We start from the raw sequence: 23,699 nt of genomic DNA, 5'->3' as shown, positions 1-23,699 counted from the left end.
ATCTGTTACTCGTTCTTTTTATTCTGCTCATACTTATTTTTAGTATACCATAATCCATCTGCAAATAAAAGGGTTGCAAGCAAGTATACACCGGCAAATATTACGATCGAGATCTTTTGCCCTGATGGAAAAACAAGTTGTAATACATAGCTGGTTGCATTAAAGATAATATGTGTTCCTATCGATGCAAATATCGTTCCGACACTGACACGCACCAAGCCTAGAACTGCTCCCAGTACAAACGCATAAATCCCCTGTACGAGATTCATGTGGTATATGCCAAACAATAGTGCCTGCAGCAAATTAGCTGTCCAAAATGGAAATGCCAAATATAAGCGATCCAATATCGCCCCACGAAAGATCAACTCTTCGGATATCGGACCGATCAACAACACATAGCAATATGTCAGCCAAGGACTGCTGGTCGAAAAGTTGGACATCACATTTGAATACTGCCGAAACTCTCCCGGAAAGATTGTCTGCCATATCGTAAGTGTAATGCTAATAAAAACACAGCCGCCTACTGCCACCGAGATCAACGCAATGAGCTGGCGAAGCTGTAATGCATTGCGATATGAAAAATCTCGTTTTCGCCAATCTGAACGCCAATACCAATAGCCGGACCACACAGCCGCCATGAAAGCACTTAACATAGATACAAACATCACATAATTCGGTGAATTCGGTGTAATTCCTGTCACCTTAGACAGAGCAAGCGTTATGACCGCTGCAAAAATCTGCAGAATCAGCACGGACAAAAAGATACCTAACGCACCAATTGTCTGTCTCACCTGAATTTTCGTCCATTGTACGTTTTGTTGATTCATTCTTACCTCATTTCTTTGTTACAAACGGAAAAGGATTTGGACAAACAACTCTAGTCGGCCCAAATCCTTATTTTCTCTTGTTTTAATGTTCTTAACGCTTACGCTGTAAAAATTCCGGAATCTTGATTCCATCCTCTGCCTGACGGCTGTAGGAAGGTGTCTGAGGTCTGGCAGTATGACTGCTTCCCAAAGCGGATGGTGCAACCGGACGTGAGCTTGCAAGCTGTCCCTCTTTGGTTGGGAAATTCGTCTTTGGTGCTGCCGGCTTCTTTAAGAATGCCGGTGTGTGCTCCTCTGTAAGATGCATGCCATCATCTTCCAATCCTGTAGCGATAACGGTAATCTTTACGCTGTCATCTTCTGCCTCCGGGAACATAACACCGAAGATAATATTGGTATTCTCACCCGTAAGCTCTTCTATGTACATAGCTGCATCATTTGCTTCCTGTAATCCTACATCACCGGAAATATTTATAATAACATGAGATGCACCCTCGATCGTCGTCTCAAGCAATGGACTGGAAATTGCTTCCTTTACAGCTTCTACGCACTTATCGTCCCCACTGCCGGTTCCAATTCCGATATGGGCGATCCCCTTATCTTTCATAACCGTCTGTACGTCTGCAAAGTCAAGGTTGATAAGACCAGGTACATTGATCAGGTCAGTGATACCCTGCACACCCTGCTGCAACACTTCGTCTGCTTTCTTCAAAGCATCCGGCATAGAAGTGCGTCGATCTACGATCTCAAGCAGCTTGTCGTTTGGAATGACGATCAATGTATCAACATTTTTCTTTAACTCGTCAATACCGGAAGTTGCATTGTTCATACGGCTTCTAGCCTCGAAACGGAATGGTTTGGTCACAATACCAACCGTCAGAATGCCCATTTCCTTGGCAATACCTGCAATGACCGGTGCTGCACCGGTTCCGGTTCCGCCACCCATACCACAAGTTACGAATACCATATCGGCACCCTTTACCAGCTCTGTAAGCTCTTCTCTATTCTCCTCTGCGGCTGCCTTGCCTACCTCCGGATCTGCGCCCGCGCCCAATCCTTTGGTAAGTTTCTCACCGATCTGAATACAATTGCCGGCTTTACAATTTGATAAATGCTGCTTGTCTGTATTTACACAAACAAATTCAACACCCATAATTCCTTCATCTATCATTCGATTGACTGCGTTATTTCCACCGCCGCCAACACCAATTACAATTATTTTTGCAGCTAAGTCTGACTCATTTGTCTTAATCTCTAACAACGTTGCTCCTCCTTCACCTTGCATTCTCACAATCCCCTAAGTTATATAATAACCATTTAAGGCTCAATAATCAAGAGAATGTTTGTTCTTTTTTGCTAATTTTCCTCTTTCTTTTTCGTTTTTTTGACATTTTTGTTTGTTTTCTTGGGAGGATCCACTACAATACTGTCTCCAGCCTTGTAATTTTCCATATGAATCGTACCTTCCAGCGTCAATTTTTCCTTGACTGCCGTCTCAAAAACACGTGCCAGATTGTTCATTTCGTCATCGTATCTTTTTTTCTTGCCAAGATAGATCTTAAGCTTGCCGGAATACAATATTAACGCCCCGGATTCGATATGAAGCTGTTTCGCGGAAATATTGTAATGTGAGATAAGCTGCGAAACATTCATGATGGATTCAAACACACCCTCATCTGCCGTTTTGAATGCCTCTCCCACCGTAAAATTACCAAAGTTGCCACCGGTTACGACCGGAATCCCCTTTTTCTTTTTAGGAAGCGTCTGCAACACAATACCATCTTTATCAAAATATACATATTGACCTAAGTATTTGATACATCCACTGATCGTTTTGTCATATACGTGCAGTGTTACGCTACGCGGCCCATGATATTCCACCTCTATCGTTTCAATAAAAGGAAGGGAACCAAGCCCCACTGTTTTTTCATAAAGCCAAAGCACTACTTCATTGCCTGACAGTTTCTTTTGAAAAACCAGATTTTTAATCTCAGAATCCGAGTAATACTCCGTTCCTTCCACTGTCACATTATCGATATGAAAGATAAAATATACTCCCACCAACAATAATGCGATCACTGCCGCCACTGCGAACAGTCTCTTTAGTACACGCATAATTATCCCCATTTCCTTATTTACTTCCGGCTGACACCGACAACACCAGTCCCATTTCCGCCATCATGATCGTCGCAGAAGTTCCACCATAACTGATCAACGGCAATGGAATCCCGGTCGACGGAATCGAATTGGTCACTACAGCCACATTGATCACAACCTGTATTGCCAATTGGATCAATACTCCGACACAGATCATTGTTCCAAACAGATCCGTTGCCTTGATCGCAATCCACGTGATCCTCCAAAACATTACCAAAAAAGCGATGATAAGTCCTGCAGCTCCAACAATTCCAAGCTCTTCACAGATCACAGCAAATATCATATCGTTATATGCCTCCGGAATATAGCCGAGCTTTTGCATACTATTTCCCAGCCCTTTGCCAAAAACACCGCCGGTTGCAATTGCATATAATCCCTGCTTGATCTGATGTGCATTCTCATTCGTTTCTACATGCAGCCAAATATCAATGCGCTCTGCACGAAATCCCTCTCCCAAAAAGATATAGCAGGCTCCGCCGCAGATCAACAGCACAAGACATACTGCGAAATACAGTTTCTTGCGGCTTCCCACAAAGCACATCCCGACAACGATACCGGAAACAATAATCGCAGAACTCATATTTTCCACTAAGATCAGCACAATACTCGGTCCCATAAAAAGCATTACCCGCAAAAAACCGGCAAAATGATCTAACGACTGTCTGCTCCGATAGATTGCATATGCTACAAACAATATTGCTGCGATCTTAGAGATTTCAGACGGCTGAAACTGTACAAACCCAAGATTCAGCCAGCGTTTTGCGCCATTTTTTTCAACACCGACAAATAAAACGGCAACCTGCATAATAATTGCTGCCAGATAGACCAAATATACAAAATTGATCTTTTTTCCAAAGATCGGTTTGATAAACAGGCGATAATCTATCCCGGATACAAGAATCATTCCGACAACGCCGATCCCAAGGCCAAGCACCTGCTGCGTCACATAACGCCACTGTGACCCTGTCAGCACTGCGGTATAGTATCCGGCACTGTAGATCATGAAAACGCCAAAAACAGCGATCCCAATTGTCATAAAAAGTAATACATAATCGTAATTACGAATTTTATAACTTTTTGACATATTCCTTAAAAAGGTCGCCTCTCTCTTCAAAATTTTTGAACATTCCCCAGCTTGCGCACGCCGGAGATAACAGCACAGCATCACCATCCTGTGCCTGACGGGCACATTCAGCTACTGCCTCTTCTAAAGAATCCACTTTCGTCACTGCAGTAAAGCCCGCCTTAGCGGCTACCTCTGCGATTTTATCTGCTGTCTGCCCAAGCAATACCAGACTTTTTACTTTCGTTCCGAACGATGCGATCCATTCATCATAAACGGACTCTTTGTCATAACCGCCGCCGATCACGATCGTTGGACGAACCATTGCTTCAACAGCCTTGATCGCTGCATCCGGGTTCGTTCCCTTAGAGTCATTGTAATATTTTACACCGTTCACTTCTTTTACAAACTCGATACGATGCGGCACAGCCTGGAACTCACAAACCACTTTACGGATCACATCCCACGGCACGTTCATACCATGTGCGATTGCTGCCGCTGCCATTACATTCTCGTAGTTATGCATACCTAACAGTTTCAGATCATGTATGTTGCAGAGCGTGATCTCTTCGCCGTCGCGGCATACGATCTCTTCTCCACGCAGGAAAATGCCTCGTTCTAATTCTCTGGCACTGCTAAACCAAAATACATCTGCCGACATATTTTTTGCAACCTGCTGCAAACGCTCATCTTCATAATTGAGTACGCACATCTGCTCTTTGGTCTGATTCATCGCAACACGTGCTTTCGTCTCTGTATAACACTCCATCGTATGATGTCTGTTGAGATGGTCCGGCGTTATGTTCAAAATAGCGCTGACCTGAGGGCAGAATTTGTGGATTGTCTCCAGCTGGAAACTGCTGACCTCTGCCACCGTAACTGTATCATCACACATCTGCATTGCATATTGTGTATACGGCAGTCCGATATTTCCTACGACAAATACACTGTCATAGTATGCTTTCATGATCTCACCCGTCAATGCTGTCGTTGTCGTCTTACCATTGGTTCCTGTGATCGCAACAACTTTTCCTTTACCACATACATAAGCAAGTTCGATCTCGCCCCAAATTGGAATGCCTGCCTCCTGCATACGTACCACAAACGGCAGATCCGTCGGCACACCCGGGCTTAACACTGCCAGATCGATCCGATCCATCACCTGATCCGGCAGATCTCCCAAAATCAGATCATAATGAATATCCTCTGAAAACTTCGCCGCCACTGTCTCCGGTGACAGCTCTGTATTGCCGTCTAATAAAATAATATTGGCACTCTGCGTTGCTAACAGATTTACTGCTGCTATGCCACTAATTCCTGTACCTACTACTAATACTGTCTTTCCTGATAATCCCATTTCGCTATCCACTTCCGTTCCTCCTTTTGCTGCTCTTTCCTAAACAATTGTAATGCAATCCACCCGAGAAATCAACCAAATGACGTTTATTTCTTCGTTTGTTTTTGCGGTGTTTTTTTTACGCCCAAATATGGCAGGGCATTATCTAACAGTTCCGATACGACCGGTGCGGCAATTGTTCCTCCATAGTAGATTCCTTCCGGCTCATCGATCAAAACGACTGTCAAAACCTTCGGATTGTCTACCGGGGCAAAGCCAATACAGGATGCAATGTATTTGCCACTGCGGCGCGGAAGCTTTTCTGAGGTTCCTGTTTTGGCACCGACCTGATATCCTTCGACCGAAGCTTTGGAACCGGATCCTTCTGTTACCACACTCTCTAGGATCATTTTCATATTTTCCGAAGTTTCCTTAGACACTATTTTTTTCTTCTGCGGATATGATAATTTGCGTACCGATCCGTTCGATGTATTCTCGATGCTGACGCCGAAATGCGGTACAATACTGTGGCCACCATTGATCACGGCACTAACCGATGTTAACAGTCTGATCGGCGATAACTGAAACGACTGTCCAAAAGACATCGTAGCAAGTTCCACCGCTCCCACATTTTTTTGCTGATGCATGATCGTTGATGCCTCTCCCGGAACGTCGATGTTGGTTTTTGAAAGGATACCAAGCTGTCTCATTCCACGAAACATCCCACCGACTCCAAGTCTTGCTCCAACCTCCATAAATACCGGGTTGCATGAATTTTGCACCCCCTGCACAAAGGTTTCACTACCATGCCCACCTGCCTTATGACATCGGATACGCCGATCCTCAACAATCTTAAAGCCCGGGCAATAAAAGGTATCATTCAAGGATACTGCCCCCGCCTCCAAAGCTGCCGTTGAGGTGATGATCTTAAATGTTGATCCCGGCTCGTAAGTATCGCTAACACATCCATTTCTCCACATTTTATTCAACTCTTCATTTTTTTGTTTCTCCGACAGATTTTTGCTCTGATCCACTAATTCGTATGGCTTAGTCAATGAAAACTCTGGTGAATTGACCATCGCATAAATCTCTCCATTTTGCGGATTCATCATGATAACCCGCACCCCTGCAGCATTTTTTGCCTCGCGCACTCTCTCTGCCGCCTGTGTTGCAAATTGCTGCAGATTACTATCAATACTTGTGTAAAGATTTTGCCCGGCAACCGGTTCTCTTCTCTCTTCCGCCTTCCCGTCAATCTCCAGGCCACGCGCTGTCGTCATAGTTAATATTGCGCCGTTTTGTCCCTGCAATATATCATCATAGCTTACTTCCAAACCGATAATTCCCTGATTATCCGCACCGGTAAATCCAATAACACGTGACGCCAAGGTATCATACGGATAATACCTTTTGTAGTCTTCATCCACCATGACTCCCGCCAGATTCTCTTCTCGGATCTTATCGGAAGTTTCTTTCGGCACATTTGCCTTGATACGCTCGATAGATGACACCTTTTCAACGCGTTTTCGCACTTCCTGTTCATCCAGATTTAATAGCTCAGATAGTCTGGTGATCACCTTTTCCGGTTCTTTAATCTGGTTGTGAATAACAGAAATGGTGGACACCGGCTTATTCCCAGCCAATATCTCACCATTTCTATCGTATATCACACCGCGCTTTGCCTTGATCGCGCGCTCTCGTTGTTGTACATCTTTTGCTTTCTGTCCGTAATAATCTGCTTTGGCGACCATCAAATATGCCAACCGCCCTGTAAGCGATAACGACAACAGACAGACCATAATATATACAAAAAGGATTCTCTGCCGCTGCGGTGTTTTGCAATTTTTCATTATTTTGGATTTTCACTGTTTGGTTGCAATCAGTATATGAATCCGTTCGACAAAGTATACCTTTGCCGGGGTCCCACCACTAAACGGTCACTGTAATTTCTTATAATCTTCGGTGCTGTAACCACCTTTTGGCACTTCCAACGGAAGATTGCCGTTTTTGGTAGACGGAAGCTGTACTTTCGTTTTTCCTCCGGAAGAGTCGTTTTTATAGACACCAAGCATTGGAAGGACGTCTCCCATAACGGAACTGGCAAATTCTGTGGCATAGGTGCTATGCGCCTGATCCTCCACATGGGGCTGATCGATCACGACATAGATCACAACCTCCGGGTGTTCTACCGGTGTGAATCCAATAAAGGAAACCAGATAATTTTTCTTTTTACGCGGATACTTCTCTGCAGTACCGGTTTTGCCGCCAACTTTATAGCCTTTCACCTGTGCCGCCTTCGCAGTACCCTCTTCCACAGTTTTGTATAGATAACCGCGAAGCAGCTTACTCGTTTCCGCGGTAACTACTTTATGAACCGGCTGTGTTTCTATTTCAGAAACAGTAGCTCCATTTTCATTTTGAATTTCCTTCACAACGTGCGGAGTGTAATAATACCCACCATTTACTACCGAGGAAAACGCTGCTGCCATCTGCACCATGGTCACCGTCTGGCTCTGTCCAAAACTTGACGTAGCTAAGTCGGCACTGCGCATCGTATCCTCTGTAAAGATCTTGCCGGTTGCCTCACCAGGAAGATCAATGCCTGTTTTTTGTCCATATCCAAAATCGTTTACATATTTTAAGAAACGCTTGCCCCCTAATACATCTCCCATCTGCATCAAGACATCGTTACAAGATTCCATCAACGCCTGACATATATTGATCGTTCCATGACCGCCTTTGCTAAACGCCACGCACTTGATCTTGCTTCCACCAACTTTCTGATAACCATCGCAGACATACGTTCTGCTTGGAGAAGTCGTTCCCTCTTCCAAACTTGCCGCTACCGTGATCGGTTTGAAAGTTGATCCCGGTTCGTAAGCATCACTGATGCAGAAATTACGCCAGATCTCATTTAATTCCTCCATCTTTTTCTTGTCACTCATACCAGCAAGCTTGTCCTCTGAGTAATACTTACTCAGATCACTTGGATCATTCAGGTCATACCCGGGTGATGATGCCATCGCATATATTTCTCCGTTGTTTGGATTCATAATGATGACACCCATATTTTCAGATCCGGTATCCGTCTGAAACTTCTGCATATGCTGTTCCAACACACCCTGCACATTAACATCAATCGTAGAAATGATCTTTTTACCATTTTCCGGTTCTTTGACATTCTCTACAAGATTAAGATCCGAATCATAATACCCATACTTTTTGCCTGTTTTACCACTAAGCTGGCTGTTGTACTGATTTTCAATTCCCCATATTCCAACATTATCCGAAGAACAAAATCCGATCACATTACTTGCTACTGTTGAATACGGATACTGTCTCACATATTCTTCTTCAAACCATACTCCCTGAATGTTTTTATCTTTATCAGCAAGCTCATTAAAAGCATCCACAACATCTCTGGATAATCCCTTATACTTCTTCACAACATAATAATGAGAATCCGGCTTTTTGTCGATGATCTTACGAACCGCACCTTCTGACATTCCAACTGTCTGTTGCAACGCTTTGGTCGTCGGCTCAAAATATGCGCTGTCCAACGTCAGTGCCTTTGGATCCAGTACTAAATTATACACCTTCTTACTGGACGCCAGCTTATTGCCATTGCGATCCAAAATATCTCCTCTACGGTATGCGATCGTATTACTCACATAACTTTGCTGTGATAACACGATCTTCTCATATTCATCCCCTTTACTCTGCCCCAGCCAGATCGTCCAGCCCACACAAACTAACGCAAATAAAACAATAGCACCGAGCGCAATAAATGTTCTTTGATACATCCTGCGGGTGCTAAATTTGTATTTTGTGTGTACTTTTCGGCGTCTCTGAGGATTGCCGGCTCGGTTTGTCTGTCTTCTCCTACTTTGGTTACTCTGCGTTCTTCTGCTCATCCGTGCCTCCATGTCCTGCTGTTTCGCATATACCGAATGCAAAAATTACTTTGCATCCGGTATCTCACCATATTGTTTTACCATATCACTCTTTTTGTTCTGATAGGTATATACCTGATCCTTTTTGGCGCGAACCATGCCAAGTTCCTGTGTCGCCTTGCGATAAACATCCGCAAGATCTACAGAGTCCACTACAGTCTGGTACTCCTGTTCATTATCTTCTTTCATCTGTGCAATGTCAGACTGGATCGCTACGACCTGCTGACGCTGCTCATGGAGCTGATTCTGTGTCTGAACATAAGAAAAACATACATAAAACACTGCAGCAACTGCCATGATCAAAAACAACACAGATGCACGGTGTACTCCCGGAAGTTCAACCGTTCTGCTATACGGATTTCTTCTTTCGCGCTCTCTTCGCTGATATTCCTCTTCACGTCTTTTGCGCTCCTGCTCTCTTCGAAGCGGTTCTACATCATATACCCTGGCTGCACTGCCCTCTACATATGCCTGTCCACCACGGCCGGAATATCTGCTGTGGCTGCTTACAGTTCGACTTCCACTCCCTGTCTGCCGACTGTATCCATATTGTCTGCTGCTATAACTTCCTTGTCTGCCTGCCATTCTTTGGCCCCCTTTTTATATATGCTCAAATACACGTAACTTTGCACTCTTCGCTCTCGGATTACGTTCCATTTCCTCCTCTGACGGAAGAATCGGTTTTCTTCCTACCATATGTCCTTTTGATCGGTTGCCGCACACGCACACCGGAAAATTCGGTGGACAGGTACACGGATCCTGCGCCTTCTTAAACGCTTGTTTTACAATTCGATCCTCCAAGGAGTGAAATGTGATAATGCACAATCTGCCTCCCGGATTTAACAGGTCGATCATCTCTTCTAATGTATTTTGTAACACGGATAATTCCTGATTCACCTCAATGCGTATCGCCTGAAAGGTTCTCTTTGCCGGATGTCCTCCCTGTTTACGAACTTTCATTGGTATCGCCTGACTGATGATCTCTGCCAAACGTCCTGTTGTTTTAATCGGTTCCTTTGCCCGTTCTATCACAATATGTTTCGCAATATTTTTGGCAAATTTGTCTTCCCCATAATTTTTGATCAAATGAAACAGATCACTTTCGGAATATTCGTTGACCACGTTATATGCTGACAACGCCTGTCTGTCATCCATACGCATATCGAGTGGTGCATCAAAACGATAAGAAAATCCTCTCTCGGATGTATCTAGCTGAAAAGATGAGACTCCCAAGTCTAAAGTAATGCCATCCACGCCTGCAATACCAAGCTCCTGCAATACCTGCTTCATCTCTGCATAATTACTGCGAACGATCGTCACCTTTGAACCATACGGTTTCAAACGTTCTGTGCTCGCTGCGATCGCATCTGCATCCTGATCGATCCCTATAAATCGTCCCTTGTCCCCTAGCATAGAACAGACAACACTACCATGTCCTGCTCCCCCTAAGGTTCCATCCACATATATGCCATCCGGTTTCACCGCAAGTCCATCAATGACTTCCTGCAATAACACCGAAGTATGCTGAAACTCCACGGTTACACGCCCCTTTCTTAACGATGGTTTATAAGTTTATAAAGAAATATCCAAAGTATCCATTGCACTTGCAAGAAGTTCTTCGTCCTCTTCTGTCTCCTCCGTGTTGTAACGTGCCTTATCCCAAAGCTCTACACGGTTCATCATACCAACAAAAACGACATCTTTCTCCAGATCAGCCATCTCACGATGCAGTGCCGGAACCAGAATTCGTCCCTGCTTGTCCAGACTCACCTCCATCGCTTTCGATAGAAACTGTCGTTGAATTTTACGATTTTGTAATGTAGATGGGAGACTTTGCAGCTTGTCTGCAAACTCCTGCCAAGCGTCTGACGGATATAGATATAAGCAGCCATCCAAACCTCTGGTGATAATAAAAGTCTCTCCAAGCCCTTCTCGGTACTTTGCAGGAATGATAGTTCTGCCCTTTGCATCAATGGTATGTTCGTATTGACCCATGAACATTGCTATCACCACCCTTCTTTCAAAATACACGAATCATAAGCTCGGATCTCCGCGAATTACTCCCGCATAAAATGCTGTTCTGACGCTGCGCCTGGATCAAATCCTGTTCTGACGCTGTGTCATCGACTCCCCAGTTGAACCTACAGCGGTCTCATCAACTCCCCAGTTGAACCTGCAGCGGTCTCATCAACTCCCCAGTTGAACTTGCAGCGGTCTCACAAAATCACTTCTCACCACTTTTTAGGTTTTTCTAACCACCTTCCCCCACTTCGCCCCACTTTTCCTAAAATTCTATCGCTTTTTTGGGAATATTGCAAGTATTTTTTTATAAAAGTATGTAAAAAAGGACAAAAAAAAGATCTCAATTGTAATTTTTGAGATCTTTTTACAACTTATCACGTTATTCTATTGTGTTTGTTTTGCTTGCGTTTGTTTTGCCTTAAAGATCAACATTCCAACGGCAAACAGGAATAAAACTCCCGAAAGAAGCTGTGATACTGCAATTCCACTTTCAAACAGCATCAACTGATCTGTACGTAATCCTTCGATCCAAAACCGTCCCAGACCATATCCTGCCAAATACAGTAAAAATAATTGACCATTATATTTTTTATGTGGTGTGGCAACCAAAATGATGACAAGGACCAAGAGGTTCCATACGGATTCATACAAAAATGTTGGATGCACTTGAATATACTGCGTACCGCCAATCGTCACCAAATGTTGGTTGACCGCATGCGTGATATTCGCCGGTGCTACCGCATCTTTTGGGATCTGCATCGCAAATAAGCCATCCGTATAACTGCCAAACGCCTCTCGGTTAAAGAAATTGCCCCATCGACCAATGATCTGTCCCACCAAAAGTCCGGCACAGGCCGTATCCACCAAACACAAGAAAGACTGTTTACGAATTTTTGCAAAAATCAACGTCGTGATCACTCCTGCGATCACACCACCATAAATAGCTAATCCGCCGCCCCTTGTATTTAATATCTCACCCGGATGTTTAGCATAATAATCCCAACTAAACACGACATAATAAATTCTTGCTCCTATGATTGCAAAAATAATATCCCATACTGCCAGGTCCAAATACAATTCCTGATTTTGTCCGGTGCGTTTTGCCTGCCAGCTTGCCATCAAAAACCCAAGAATCATGCCGAGTGCAATGATCATGCCATAGTATGCGATTGAAAATCCGCCTATCGTAATCGACCGCCCCAAATGTGCAATTTCAATCCCCAAATGTGGAAATCGTATATCCATAATCTTCTCCATTCTTCCCTCTGTTTCAACCTTCGCTTGTCACTTATACGTTAAAACGGAACAAGATAACATCTCCATCCTGTACTACATAATCTTTTCCTTCGGAACGCACCAATCCCTTTTCTTTAGCTGCATTCTCACTTCCCTGCTCTACCAGATTGTCGTAGCTGACAACTTCTGCACGGATAAATCCACGCTCAAAATCTGTATGGATCTTTCCTGCTGCCTGCGGAGCTTTCGTTCCCCGCTCGATCGTCCAAGCACGGCTCTCATCCGGTCCGGTCGTCAAATAACTGATCAATCCCAACAAGTTATAACTTGCTGTAATAAGCTTATCCAATCCGGACTCTGATAAACCTAAATCCTCAAGAAATTCTTTCTTCTCATCATCTTCTAACTCTGCAATCTCCTGCTCGATCTGAGCACAGATCACAAACACCTCAGAGCCTTCCTGCTTTGCAAACTCACGAACCTTTGCTACATATTCGTTGGATGCAGCATCGTCTGCCAGATCATCTTCCGCAACATTGGCAGCATAGATCGTTGGCTTGTAAGTCAGCAAATTAAAGCTTTCAAGCAATTCCTTCTCATCATCATCTTCCGGCTCATAAGTCTTAGCTAAATTGCCATCCTCCATATGCTTCTTTAACTTTTCAACCAATTCCGTCTCTTTTACAAGGGTCTTGTCATTTTTGACACTCTTTACCAACTTAGCATAGCGTCTTTCCAAAATCTCCATATCAGAGAACAATAACTCCAAGTTGATCGTCTCAATATCACGAACCGGGTCAACACTGCCATCGACATGCACGATGTTAGTATCGTCAAAGCAGCGAACCACATGAACGATTGCATCAACCTCACGGATGTTAGCCAAGAACTGGTTACCAAGACCTTCACCCTTAGATGCTCCCTTTACCAATCCGGCAATATCCACAAACTCAATTGTAGCATGTACTACTTTAGCGGAATGATGCATCTCTGCCAAAACATCCAAGCGCTTGTCCGGAACAGGCACGATACCAACGTTTGGCTCGATCGTGCAGAATGGGTAGTTGGCAGCCTCTGCTGCTCCTGCCTTGGTTAATGAATTAAATAGTGTACTTTTTCCTACATTAGGAAGACCAACAATTCCTAGTTTCATTTTCTATCTTTCCTTTCTTGTAAACCTTGATTTTACGGGGTTTGCGGGTTTTGGCATCTCGTTTATGTACCAATTTATGTACCAATTTTTCGAGACAGCAATTTTTCTGCCCTCAAAAATTTTGGTTAACGTACCAATCATGTACCAATTTTTGAGAGCAAAAAAAATTAAACCACTTTCAAAGCATCCGCAATCTGGTCGATTTCTTTTTGTTTTTGTTCTTCTGTTGTATGTACATAAAGGTTCATGGTGATCCCAATATTGGAATGACCTAAGATTGTCTGTAATGTTTTAGGTTTCATTCCAGCTTCAATACATCTGGTTGCAAACGTATGTCGCAGCACATGCATGGAAAACTTGGGAATCTTCGCTTTATCACATAGCTTGAACAGCATCGTATCATATGTGCTGTTCTTAATCGGTGTTCCTTTTCTGCAAAGAAATACAAACTCTGACCACTCCATCACCGTAACCTTGAGCGCATTATTTTTCATCTTTTGCTGTCTCAAGATTTCAACGGCTTCCTCTGTCAATGGTATCGTTCGATATCCCGCCTTGCTTTTCGGTTCACCAATCCTCCATTCCTTTGTAGAATGGCGATACTCCATAGAGCGCCTTATCGTCATGGTACGGCGATCCATATCAATGTCTGACCATTTCAACCCTACCAACTCTCCGGTACGAAGACCGGTCTGTAACAGGAAACGGTACTGATACTCGTACGCATTTCCCTTGATCACATTGCAAAACTCACGCTGATACTGTAATGTCAATGCCTCTTTCTTTTCAGAAGGCTTACCTATGTCAGAACGAACCATCTTGTTACATGGATTCTTCATGATCACATCATTCTGATAGGCATAATCCAACATATTATACAATGTAATCCGCGCCTGATAGATTGTTGAAGTGCGATAGCCTTCATCCGCCATACGATTCATAACCGTCTGGCATTGAATGGTATTCACACTCCCCAGTATCTTTTTCCCTATAACCGGTTTAATATTGCGGTGATATCGTTCCGTATAGTTTCGAACTGTATTTGGTCGAACAGTTCTCTTCTTCATCGAAATCCAATACTCAAACCACGAATCAACCGTCATTTCCTCTGGGAAATCCATATTGCTGTGTTCATCGCGATATGCGGAGTCAGCCAGCCACTGTCTGCACTCTTGAAGCTTTAGGAATAATTTTTGAACACGTCTCCCATATTTATTCGTATATCTTCCAACATAGTAGCCATCTTCTCTTTGGCTTATTCCCAGACCAAGCTCTTTTCCTTTTAGGTTTTTACCCATATTGCAGCTCCTTTCACACAAAAAGAGCCTCAATACTCAAATTTAATCATATCATAAAGAGGCTCAAATGTAAAATCCTATATTTCGATCTGCTCGGACAAGTATTCTTCAAATTCCCTGCGTTTTATCAATTTTTTCTTTCCAACATATAAAACAAATGGACAATTTGGAACTTTTAACATTTCTTCAAGCTTGTTGATTCCGATATGGCTGTACAATGCAGCTTCTTGTTTCGTCAACATCGCTTTTTCCCATATTGGAATGTTCATATTATCTAATTCCAATCTCATCACTCTCCCAAACCCAACTGACGCTTTAATAGGTCGTTGATTTTTTGCATGATACCTGATTGCTCTGGAATATGCCCTGCTTTCATTAAAATCTGCCGGTCATCAATTGTTACAAGCTGCTCTGCCATGAAAACCGTTGTTTTTCCAAGCCTTCCAAAGACATCCTTCTGAAATACTGTCACATGTACCGGAAATGCTTTCTTTTCCTGCTTGCTGGTTCCCGGCATTACTGTATATACCGGACCATTTCCTTTATCTGTACTGACAACCAGACATGGTCTTTTTCCAGATTGTCTATGACTGCCGGGAAATTCTCCCAAATCCACCCAAATAATATCTCCACGATATATATTCTTTATATTATTCTGTTTCATCCTATCTTCCTCTCTTTCTCCGCCCGGAATCGGATATTCATTTTCAACTCTCCATCATCCACAGAAAATATTCGAAAACCCGCTTTTCTTACTTGTCCAACCTTGCGATAGGCATCCTCTTCATCCAAAGCAAGATACTCCATATTGGCAACCAATATAGCCTCTGCCTTTCCCTGCTGCATCCAATCAATACACCGGCTATACATTTGATTTACAACATACGGGGCAAAACAGCTCTTACGCACGATCTTCATAGGAATTAACCCATGTGCATCTGCATATTGATTGATGTATCGCAACTGCCGATCCTCTTTCTTTTCTGCCAGTTCAAACGATTCTTCGTCCGTTGCCAGAAACACAATGCAAGGGATATTCTCCTGTCTTGCCATTCTTTGTTTCTTCTTTTCTCTTCTCCTTGCTCTTCTCGCTTCCATCACGCTACCCCCATTGCTGCACTTCCAAGTATCGTGTTGGCATCTGTTTCAAAATATCTGATCAACTTTATCAGCATTTTCAGGCTCATACCTCTCATACCTTCTTCGATCTTTGCATAATGGGTATAACTAACCCCCAACACATCAACTACCTGCATCTGTGTTACTCTTTTCTGCTCTCGAAGCTCCCGAAGATTATTTCCTATCGTAAACATATCAACATCCGTTGTTTCTATATCGCTCATTTTAAACACACTCCTTCTTCTGCAGCCTGATGTAGCCGCCATCATATATTTTTTCGTTACGATGTATGCGCATGTCATCCGGTCTTACGACCTGTATTTATCGTAAAATAACCCTAGGAAAAAATGAAGAACAGTTTCTGTAGAGAATGAGCGAAATAACTACACAGTTTTTGTATAGTTAAGAAAAGAAAAAAGGTACATATTATTAGAATTCACATCCAAATAATATGTACCTACGCAATGTCATAAAGAATCTTTGCTGCACCTGCCAATTTTATCAATTTTGTATCGTCTAACCCGCCAAGAATTTGGAAAATTTCTTCCCTGCTCGGTTTTTCCTCCATTCGATCCTTCTTTCCCAGAAGGAGATAATCTGTGGATACTCCTAACACTTGACTGAGCTGACAAATGTATTCAGTGCTTATGCTAGTGCCCTGATATATCCGATTTATGGTGTGTATTCCATTCCCCGTAATTTCTGCAAGTTTCTCTGCTGTATATCCCCTGCTCTGAGCAGTTTCCTTTATACGTTTTCCAATCATTTTCGGATCATAATCATTCATATATTCCACGATTATCACCTCCTCTCAGTTTCTGAATCTGTTGCGGAGGCAATAAAAAAAGACCTCTACAACCATTAGTTACCAGCCCTCTCTGCAAAAGAGAGTACTCCATGCGTTCATCCACATTTCATTCAACAATTCGCTATGTAACTATGTATGTAAAAATCTTTGCCTATTAAAATATTATTCTTATTCTAAAACATATCTGGCAATATATAAAATATAAAAATAAAGCGATACTACAATAATTAATTTATAAATTCGCATCTCCATATTCAATTGATATTCTATATATTACCAGTAATTACCTTTACTGTCAATATATGACAATTTTTGTCCTATACATATTCCTTTCGACTTTCTCCGACATAAAGGCGCAGAGAAAAATCGACAAAAATCTTACATAACGTAATCATTTATCACATTTTCCCCTGCGTCTCTGGTGCTTCCATCATTGCTGATGTGCCCTTATCAGGTGGGCTGTTCATTTAATTGTTATTTTATTCTTATATCACTTGTCCCCTACGGACAATTCAAGTATATCAGTGCAGGTACTTAATAAAGAGAACCCGAAAGATAAGTGACTGGTACTGATAGGAAAATTTGCGCAAAAAAATAGGCAGCCCTCTCGAACTGCCTACCCGCCAATGGGATATTCGGATCAAGGCTTTACCCACGCCTCCCTACGGACATTACTATTATATTCAAACATTACTATTAAAATTCACTGATTTCATCGTATAGTGTCTCCCATTGTTCCGGAAGTATTTTTAATGTATAAATATCTACACTGCTCTTTTTTATCAGTTTCACCAAATCCTTCTTCATGGACTTCGCATCTTCAACTGACAACAATTTCTTCAATGCGTATAATCTGGAATATAAATCATTGTTCTTAGGTAACAGATTTTCTGCATCTTTCTGATGTCGTAGTACAATGGAAGATTTCAGTCCAACCACCATGGAATTATGTGCACAATAATTTCTCAAATTTCGTACACCATCTAGCCATGTATCCACAAGTTCCGTGTCTCCTTTAGAATATCTTTTCTCATGAAACAGATATGTGAGCACACCCTTTCTCAAATCACCGCGAAGATAATTATACATCATTGACATAGTACCAAATTCCGTATAACTGAATGTTACCCATATTGGGAGTTTATTGGTATGCCTGTTTCCACCTTTACGATACTCCTTTAGTTCTGGATATTTAACAACATTTTTTCTCAGTTTTTCTTCTTTGCGTACAATATCATCATAGAAAACGCTTTCAAAATATTTTATATTCGTTTTTCTCTTCTTGGTATCCCTCTCTCCTCTTGACGGAGCATAAAACTCCTTTTTCATATAAAAAGTCCCATCCTGTGCCTTTATCGCACAGGCATTAGATATTGCACTCTTAAATCGCACTTCGACACGATTGCAATAATAAATAAGTATTCTCCTCAGATCAACATCAAACTGATACAACGCAAACAATGCATCCTGTGACGATTTATAACCCACATTCTCAACATTAGAAAGCAAAAATTTCCCATATCTGCTCGCTCTAAAATATCCTGCATGCAGTAAAAAACGACGCATTCGTATTCGTTGTCTAAAAGACACATACTTTTTCATCATGTCTATCTGTTCTTCAAGCGTAATCGGTAATTCCTTTTGTGCCATTTCATCTCTCCTTTAGGTAAAAAAAAAGAATGGATATACCATTCTTAATCCCGCTAATGGGATATTTGGATTAAGGCATTACCCATGCCTCCCTACGGCCTATAATTATATTAACACATGTTTCAGAACAATGCAAGGCACAATTTGCCGTCTCTGACAATAATTACACCTCCTTCCGCATCCAAGTATGTGGACAATCTTCGTCCATATGAATATCATTCAGCTCCATATATCCTTGTTTCTTGTAAAACTCTGCCACACGACACTGTGCAGACAATTCTACTCTTTTACCTCCGAGATCACTAACTGCTTTTTCCGCACCCTGCAACATCTTTTCACCATATTGCTTCCCTCGAAATTCTTTACTGACCGCAATCCTGCCAATCACATAGCAATCTCTTTCAACAGAGAAAAAGAATCTGCAAGTAGCTACTGGAATATCGTCCTCGAAAAGCAACATATGTTTCGCCAGATGATCTGTCTCATCAAATTCATCCTTAAATCCCTGCTCTTTCATGAATACTGATTTCCGTATCGCCTTCGCTTCCTGTGGTATCTCATCATAAATCTTTATAAACATTGTTGTCCACCTTTTGTATTAATTTGAAGCAACTCTCAAAAAATATGAAGTTGTCACTCTCTAATTGTCAGTTTTTTTATACTAGCAATAAGAATTTATTCCTTTTGCCCACAGCTCTTTATTTCTAGAATTGGCAATGAAATCAACGCTCATTACAATTACTTTTCCTTAACTTCCACCCTTTGTTCCTCAGGCTCTATATTGACAATTGAAAATGATAGCTTCCCTGTTTCATCAATAGACATTTCAATTTTCTGTTTTCGAAGCAAAAGTATATTTGTAGTCAATATATGAAGAATACCTCTATCAATATTTCTCGCCTCGTCCACAAATGAAGCAAACACCTCTGACATAGCCTGAATAAATACAGCTTTTTGTTTATCTGGAAAGTTATCAACTCTTCCCAATAAATTATCCCACATCAAATACATTCTCTGTTTAGAATCACTATCTTTCTTTGATACTTCCAATGACATGTAATCAATCACATCTTTAGTAATAGACATTAAGCAACCTTCATCTAATAAAGATTGCAAGTACCCAATTAATCTCGTATCATCTATTTGCTGTCCAACCAACCAATCTGAAACTGAAATAACACTTAAATCGACCAACTCATTTAGTGACAAAGATGCTAATATCGCTTCAATTATTACCAAAGAATACTCTTCATTATATTGAACAAATGCTATAGCATCATAATCACAAATTCCGAACAATTCCTTGCTATCAAATTTTCCAAAAAACTCTCCGTCCAGATCCTGATCGCTCTTGACGGTGGGGATAGCTTCACAATACTTTTTAAACCCCCCAGCTTCTTTTAGCCAATAATCTTTACCAGCCTCATCTACTTGATTAATAAAAGGCTTCCCATCAATAACCCCTAAAGAAGCTACAGTATCTCTATTGTATTCTTTAATGACATCTGCAACATCTGAATCAGCCTGTACCAATGTGGATTCCATAATAGTTCCACCAGATTCTCTTATTTTATCCGCCGGATATCCCGCTTTATACAAGGCGACTAATGCCGAAAAGGAAATTACATATTTCTCTGCGGTTTTAGATGCATGAACTATCTGCCTAACAAAATAGTCATGCGATGCGAGAATCATATCTACAAACTGAAAATATGTAAGACGTGTAAATCCTTTATATGTATACAGCGGCAACGGAGCATCTTGAATGTTATTATACTGTTCAAGCCAATCAACTGACTGTCTTTCATCCGGAATGATTTGAGCAAGCATTTCTGTAAAAGCAGAAGAATCCAGTTCTCCATTTTTCACCGGAATAGATAATTCCTTAGCAAATCCATGCTGCGCCATTTTCGCTGTACATGTTCTAAATAAGTAACATTCTAACGGCACTATTTCTGTAATTATATATATACCATTATCTATAGTAATTTGATCGCCGATATGCTTTCTTAAAAAGCCAAATCTGGCGGCATCATCAATATGCACATGGTAATCATTATTCCAAACATGTGGAGAAGTCGGAAGAATACAATCTTTATATACACATATCCATCGCAGACTACCATCGTCCTTTTTACAATATGCTGCCGTATCTGCCTCGATTCCTGTTATTGTTATTACTTCGTTACTGTGTATGGATGACGAAATCGCTATATATTGTCCAAACGCAGGATTGTAGCTTTCTCCTGACATTAAAATAGCACGTATATTTTCACTCTTCGCTCTTGATATGTCACCATCATTCAAATAACAGGCAGCTACCAGCATATGTAGGCGTGATGTGTCTGCCTTTATTGCTGCGTCTAATACATCCTTGCTAACCATTCGCTTATTTACCAGTGATAATGTTAACAATGAATCTATAACGAATTTATCAGTGTTATTATCCTCAAACGCTTCCTTGTACCACTTTAAGGCTTCTACATCATTCTTTTTACCTTGATGAATAATCGCTTTGTATTTTTTTATTCTAAAATCTTTTTCACCTACTTCTTCATATTTTGTTACATACAATTGTGCAAGATCATATTCATGAAAATTGAGCAAACGTTCAATTATACAATAGGCTGATTGTTTTAACAAGCATGTCATTTTGCCATCACGACATGCTTCAACAAATGCCTTCTGATTTTCCTCTAAATCCGATAAATTCAACATTTCATTCCAATATTCATAAATATTACTTAATTCATCAGTATGTTTTTTTAATTGAAATGCATATTCATCGTTGTGTTCCAAAGCCTTTAACGCATCTAAATACATAAAAAACAACAGCCAATCTTTCTCAAAGATTTCCTCGTGTTCACTGCAAAAGTCAATCAATTCCTTCTCGTTTTTGTTCGCCACAAAATAATTGTTTAGTAACCAATAGGTTTCATTTCGTACCGAATAGTCATAGACCTCTTTTAACCCTACTTCCCTCTTCTCAATTCTTATAGCATAAGCATAATCAGACAGAGGTCGTTCCTGCATCAAATCTTTTGGAACACACTTTTCTGCTTCGTCAATTTCATCCATTACCAAATAAACTTTTACCAAAACAGAATAGAAAAAGCTTCGGATTTTTTTACATAGTCTGTCATAGATTCCCTCATACTGCAGTATTTGATTTATTACAGTATTTAATTCTTGCGAATTATCATCAGTGTTATTGCTTATTAAACTCTCCACTCTCTTATCCGCTATTAAGATATCCGTGAACCAGGTCCGTCTCCCCTTTCCCACTTCTTCCATGGCAAAATGGATATTTCTTATCCTCTTCTCATATAAAGATAAAATAGCAATCAACCTTATTAGGTTTTCTTCTTCATAGACCAACTTTTTATTGAGCGCAAAACTATGAATTTCAATGCCATTAGAATAAGTAATCTCATCTGAAAAGATTCTTTCATTATTGCCACTTAATAAACTATCTACAATATCCCGCAATGACCTCGTAGTAGCAGCTTCTATCAGTCCATCTATAGGTTCATCTCTAAATAAAAGTATAGGGAGTGCTGTTCTAACTGCATTATCCCTAATTCTCTCATCAGAAATATCAACTATTTTTTTGACCGCATCATCACAATTCTCCGAACGTAGAATTTGAGACAAACAATCGTAGAAAAGCGACAAATCACCAGATTTATCTTTTACTGCAATTGCAAGATCATCAAATTCCTGAAGTCTTCCTTCATACAACTCCTTTGATAACAAATCAGCTATCAATGATGCTTCCATATTGTTGAGTTTTCCTGCTACTTTTACCGTATTAAGGATTTCAATAATGTCCTTGCGATTTTCTTTATGATTGGCATTTACTGCTTCCTTTAATTCCGTCAATTGATCCAAACATATAGACACCATACGCCTCTGTTCAACAGAAAGACTATTGCGATAATAAGTACCTACCTTATCCATTATTAAGTGATATAATCCTTCTATAACACTCTCCTCACTGTTTGCAAAAGTAATACCTTCTGCGACCGCTATTTCTCTCGCTTTTCTAGTCTCATCCTGAAGGAATGCCTTGTTACTCTTCTCAAGTTTAGTTGCAACTGACCTTTCAATCACCCTTTTCAAGAAATCCGTATTACGAATAAAGTACTCAAAAGCACCTGAATTAATATATATACTCTCATTTTTCTCGCAAAACTTGCTAATATCTTTTCTAAGCATTTTAAGAAAACGGTTCCATCGACATCTATCTGTCCATTTCTTTATGACAGAACCAGTAATATCATATATTATATTTTCCAACATGCTCAACAACAGTTCTGTCATGATTTCTTCACATCCTTGCTTTATCTTCAATGCCATAAATGCTGCATCCCCCAGAAAATTGTATAATATAGTCACGAATGTAAATGTAACAAACAAAACATCCGGACATCTACTATTTGTTTTCCTACCTACTTTAAAGTACCCTTATAAATCAGTTTGCCGCTCACTCGGTACCCCACATAATACCCATTGACAATATTGTAGCATCTTCTGTTATTTATCTCAATGAAAAACTAGAATGTGGTTTGCTTACCAACTCCAAATTCCCCCTTTATTTCCTACAAACTCTTATATTTCTGCACCAATGCCTCCAATTCTTCCAACAACGCATCAGATGGTGTCATAGTCTCGTCCCCCTTCAGTATGTAATCCGTACTCACTCCATAAATTTCACTAAACATCAACAGCGAATCGATCGACATTCCCTTCACTCCTCGCTCTATCCGGCTGATCGTTCCCGGCTCAAGTCCAACTGCCTCCGCCACCTGCTCCTGTGTCTTTCCTGCCTGTTTTCTTAATTCCTTTAATCTCTTTCCACTTGCTTCCATGTCATAAATCATCATAATTCTTCATCCTTTCCAGCCATCTTGATAGCCAGAATTAATATGATGAAAAATTATCTTTGAATTTTCCGCTCCCTGATCCACGCAAAAAGACGCAAAGGAAAGCCAGTTATCTACTGGTTATCTTTCCCCTGCGTCTCTGGTGCTTCCATCATTGCTGATGTGCCCTTATCAGGTGGGCTGTTCATTTA

General features: G+C 41.1%; 22 protein-coding genes. All 22 read right to left on the bottom strand.

What is annotated here, in order from left to right; all coding sequences use genetic code 11:
• Positions 1-5 precede the first annotated feature (5 nt).
• The 22 genes from DXB73_RS09010 to DXB73_RS08905 all read right to left on the bottom strand — a co-directional run bounded on the left by DXB73_RS09010 (position 6) and on the right by DXB73_RS08905 (position 23,508).
• On the bottom strand, positions 6-827 hold the full coding sequence (locus DXB73_RS09010; protein WP_118690882.1) for a type II CAAX endopeptidase family protein: 822 nt from the start codon (positions 825-827) through the stop codon (positions 6-8).
• 91 nt (positions 828-918) lie between these two features.
• Positions 919-2,088: a cell division protein FtsZ gene (gene ftsZ, locus DXB73_RS09005; RefSeq protein ID WP_118506818.1), complete on the bottom strand. Its 1,170-nt coding sequence runs from the start codon at positions 2,086-2,088 to the stop codon at positions 919-921.
• A gap of 95 nt (positions 2,089-2,183) precedes the next feature.
• Positions 2,184-2,942 (bottom strand): hypothetical protein, encoded by a 759-nt coding sequence (locus DXB73_RS09000; protein ID WP_118690881.1) that lies wholly within the window; start codon positions 2,940-2,942, stop codon positions 2,184-2,186.
• A gap of 16 nt (positions 2,943-2,958) precedes the next feature.
• Positions 2,959-4,068 (bottom strand): putative peptidoglycan glycosyltransferase FtsW, encoded by a 1,110-nt coding sequence (locus DXB73_RS08995; protein WP_118690880.1) that lies wholly within the window; start codon positions 4,066-4,068, stop codon positions 2,959-2,961.
• Positions 4,052-5,404 carry a UDP-N-acetylmuramoyl-L-alanine--D-glutamate ligase gene (murD, locus tag DXB73_RS08990; protein ID WP_118690925.1) on the bottom strand — a complete coding sequence of 451 codons (1,353 nt, stop codon included), beginning with the start codon at positions 5,402-5,404 and terminating at the stop codon, positions 4,052-4,054. Before murD ends, DXB73_RS08995 begins: the two co-directional genes overlap by 17 nt.
• Positions 5,405-5,490: 86 nt before the next feature.
• Positions 5,491-7,233 (bottom strand): penicillin-binding transpeptidase domain-containing protein, encoded by a 1,743-nt coding sequence (locus tag DXB73_RS08985; protein ID WP_118690879.1) that lies wholly within the window; start codon positions 7,231-7,233, stop codon positions 5,491-5,493.
• Between the two features lie 87 nt (positions 7,234-7,320).
• On the bottom strand, positions 7,321-9,297 hold the full coding sequence (locus tag DXB73_RS08980) for a penicillin-binding transpeptidase domain-containing protein (protein WP_182448289.1): 1,977 nt from the start codon (positions 9,295-9,297) through the stop codon (positions 7,321-7,323).
• Positions 9,298-9,342: 45 nt separating this feature from the next.
• Positions 9,343-9,921, bottom strand: a complete 579-nt coding sequence (locus tag DXB73_RS08975) for a septum formation initiator family protein (RefSeq protein ID WP_118690877.1) — start codon at positions 9,919-9,921, stop codon at positions 9,343-9,345.
• A 15-nt stretch (positions 9,922-9,936) separates the two neighbouring features.
• Positions 9,937-10,872: a 16S rRNA (cytosine(1402)-N(4))-methyltransferase RsmH gene (gene rsmH, locus DXB73_RS08970; protein WP_022025271.1), complete on the bottom strand. Its 936-nt coding sequence runs from the start codon at positions 10,870-10,872 to the stop codon at positions 9,937-9,939.
• Positions 10,873-10,908: 36 nt separating this feature from the next.
• Positions 10,909-11,337 (bottom strand): division/cell wall cluster transcriptional repressor MraZ, encoded by a 429-nt coding sequence (gene mraZ / locus DXB73_RS08965; protein WP_022025270.1) that lies wholly within the window; start codon positions 11,335-11,337, stop codon positions 10,909-10,911.
• Between the two features lie 405 nt (positions 11,338-11,742).
• On the bottom strand, positions 11,743-12,603 hold the full coding sequence (lgt, locus tag DXB73_RS08960) for a prolipoprotein diacylglyceryl transferase (protein ID WP_243104012.1): 861 nt from the start codon (positions 12,601-12,603) through the stop codon (positions 11,743-11,745).
• 43 nt (positions 12,604-12,646) lie between these two features.
• Positions 12,647-13,747 carry a redox-regulated ATPase YchF gene (gene ychF / locus DXB73_RS08955; protein WP_118690875.1) on the bottom strand — a complete coding sequence of 367 codons (1,101 nt, stop codon included), beginning with the start codon at positions 13,745-13,747 and terminating at the stop codon, positions 12,647-12,649.
• Positions 13,748-13,914: 167 nt separating this feature from the next.
• Complete coding sequence (locus DXB73_RS08950; protein ID WP_118690874.1) at positions 13,915-15,045, bottom strand: site-specific integrase; 1,131 nt, start codon at positions 15,043-15,045, stop codon at positions 13,915-13,917.
• 77 nt (positions 15,046-15,122) lie between these two features.
• The gene (locus tag DXB73_RS08945; RefSeq protein ID WP_243104015.1) at positions 15,123-15,314 is read right to left on the bottom strand and encodes an excisionase; all 192 of its coding nucleotides are present in this window, start codon (positions 15,312-15,314) and stop codon (positions 15,123-15,125) included.
• A gap of 20 nt (positions 15,315-15,334) precedes the next feature.
• Positions 15,335-15,709, bottom strand: a complete 375-nt coding sequence (locus tag DXB73_RS08940; RefSeq protein WP_118690872.1) for a type II toxin-antitoxin system PemK/MazF family toxin — start codon at positions 15,707-15,709, stop codon at positions 15,335-15,337.
• On the bottom strand, positions 15,706-16,143 hold the full coding sequence (locus DXB73_RS08935; protein WP_118690871.1) for a resolvase: 438 nt from the start codon (positions 16,141-16,143) through the stop codon (positions 15,706-15,708). Before DXB73_RS08935 ends, DXB73_RS08940 begins: the two co-directional genes overlap by 4 nt.
• Positions 16,143-16,388, bottom strand: coding sequence for a helix-turn-helix transcriptional regulator (locus DXB73_RS08930; protein WP_022024392.1), 246 nt, complete (start codon positions 16,386-16,388; stop codon positions 16,143-16,145). Before DXB73_RS08930 ends, DXB73_RS08935 begins: the two co-directional genes overlap by 1 nt.
• A gap of 233 nt (positions 16,389-16,621) precedes the next feature.
• Positions 16,622-16,951 carry a helix-turn-helix transcriptional regulator gene (locus tag DXB73_RS08925; protein ID WP_243104016.1) on the bottom strand — a complete coding sequence of 110 codons (330 nt, stop codon included), beginning with the start codon at positions 16,949-16,951 and terminating at the stop codon, positions 16,622-16,624.
• Between the two features lie 717 nt (positions 16,952-17,668).
• Positions 17,669-18,622 (bottom strand): Abi family protein, encoded by a 954-nt coding sequence (locus DXB73_RS08920; protein WP_118690868.1) that lies wholly within the window; start codon positions 18,620-18,622, stop codon positions 17,669-17,671.
• Between the two features lie 163 nt (positions 18,623-18,785).
• The gene (locus DXB73_RS08915; RefSeq protein ID WP_118690867.1) at positions 18,786-19,202 is read right to left on the bottom strand and encodes a GNAT family N-acetyltransferase; all 417 of its coding nucleotides are present in this window, start codon (positions 19,200-19,202) and stop codon (positions 18,786-18,788) included.
• Between the two features lie 158 nt (positions 19,203-19,360).
• A complete protein-coding gene (locus DXB73_RS08910) occupies positions 19,361-22,981 on the bottom strand; it encodes a hypothetical protein (protein WP_118690866.1) in 3,621 nt (1,206 codons plus the stop codon).
• A gap of 242 nt (positions 22,982-23,223) precedes the next feature.
• Positions 23,224-23,508: a helix-turn-helix transcriptional regulator gene (locus tag DXB73_RS08905; protein WP_118690865.1), complete on the bottom strand. Its 285-nt coding sequence runs from the start codon at positions 23,506-23,508 to the stop codon at positions 23,224-23,226.
• Positions 23,509-23,699: the final 191 nt, after the last annotated feature.

Source organism: Clostridium sp. OM05-6BH (assembly GCF_003481635.1).
Lineage (GTDB): Bacteria > Bacillota > Clostridia > Lachnospirales > Lachnospiraceae > Butyribacter.
Note: the sequence above shows the minus strand (reverse complement) of the source record. Positions and strands in the feature narration are given on the sequence as shown.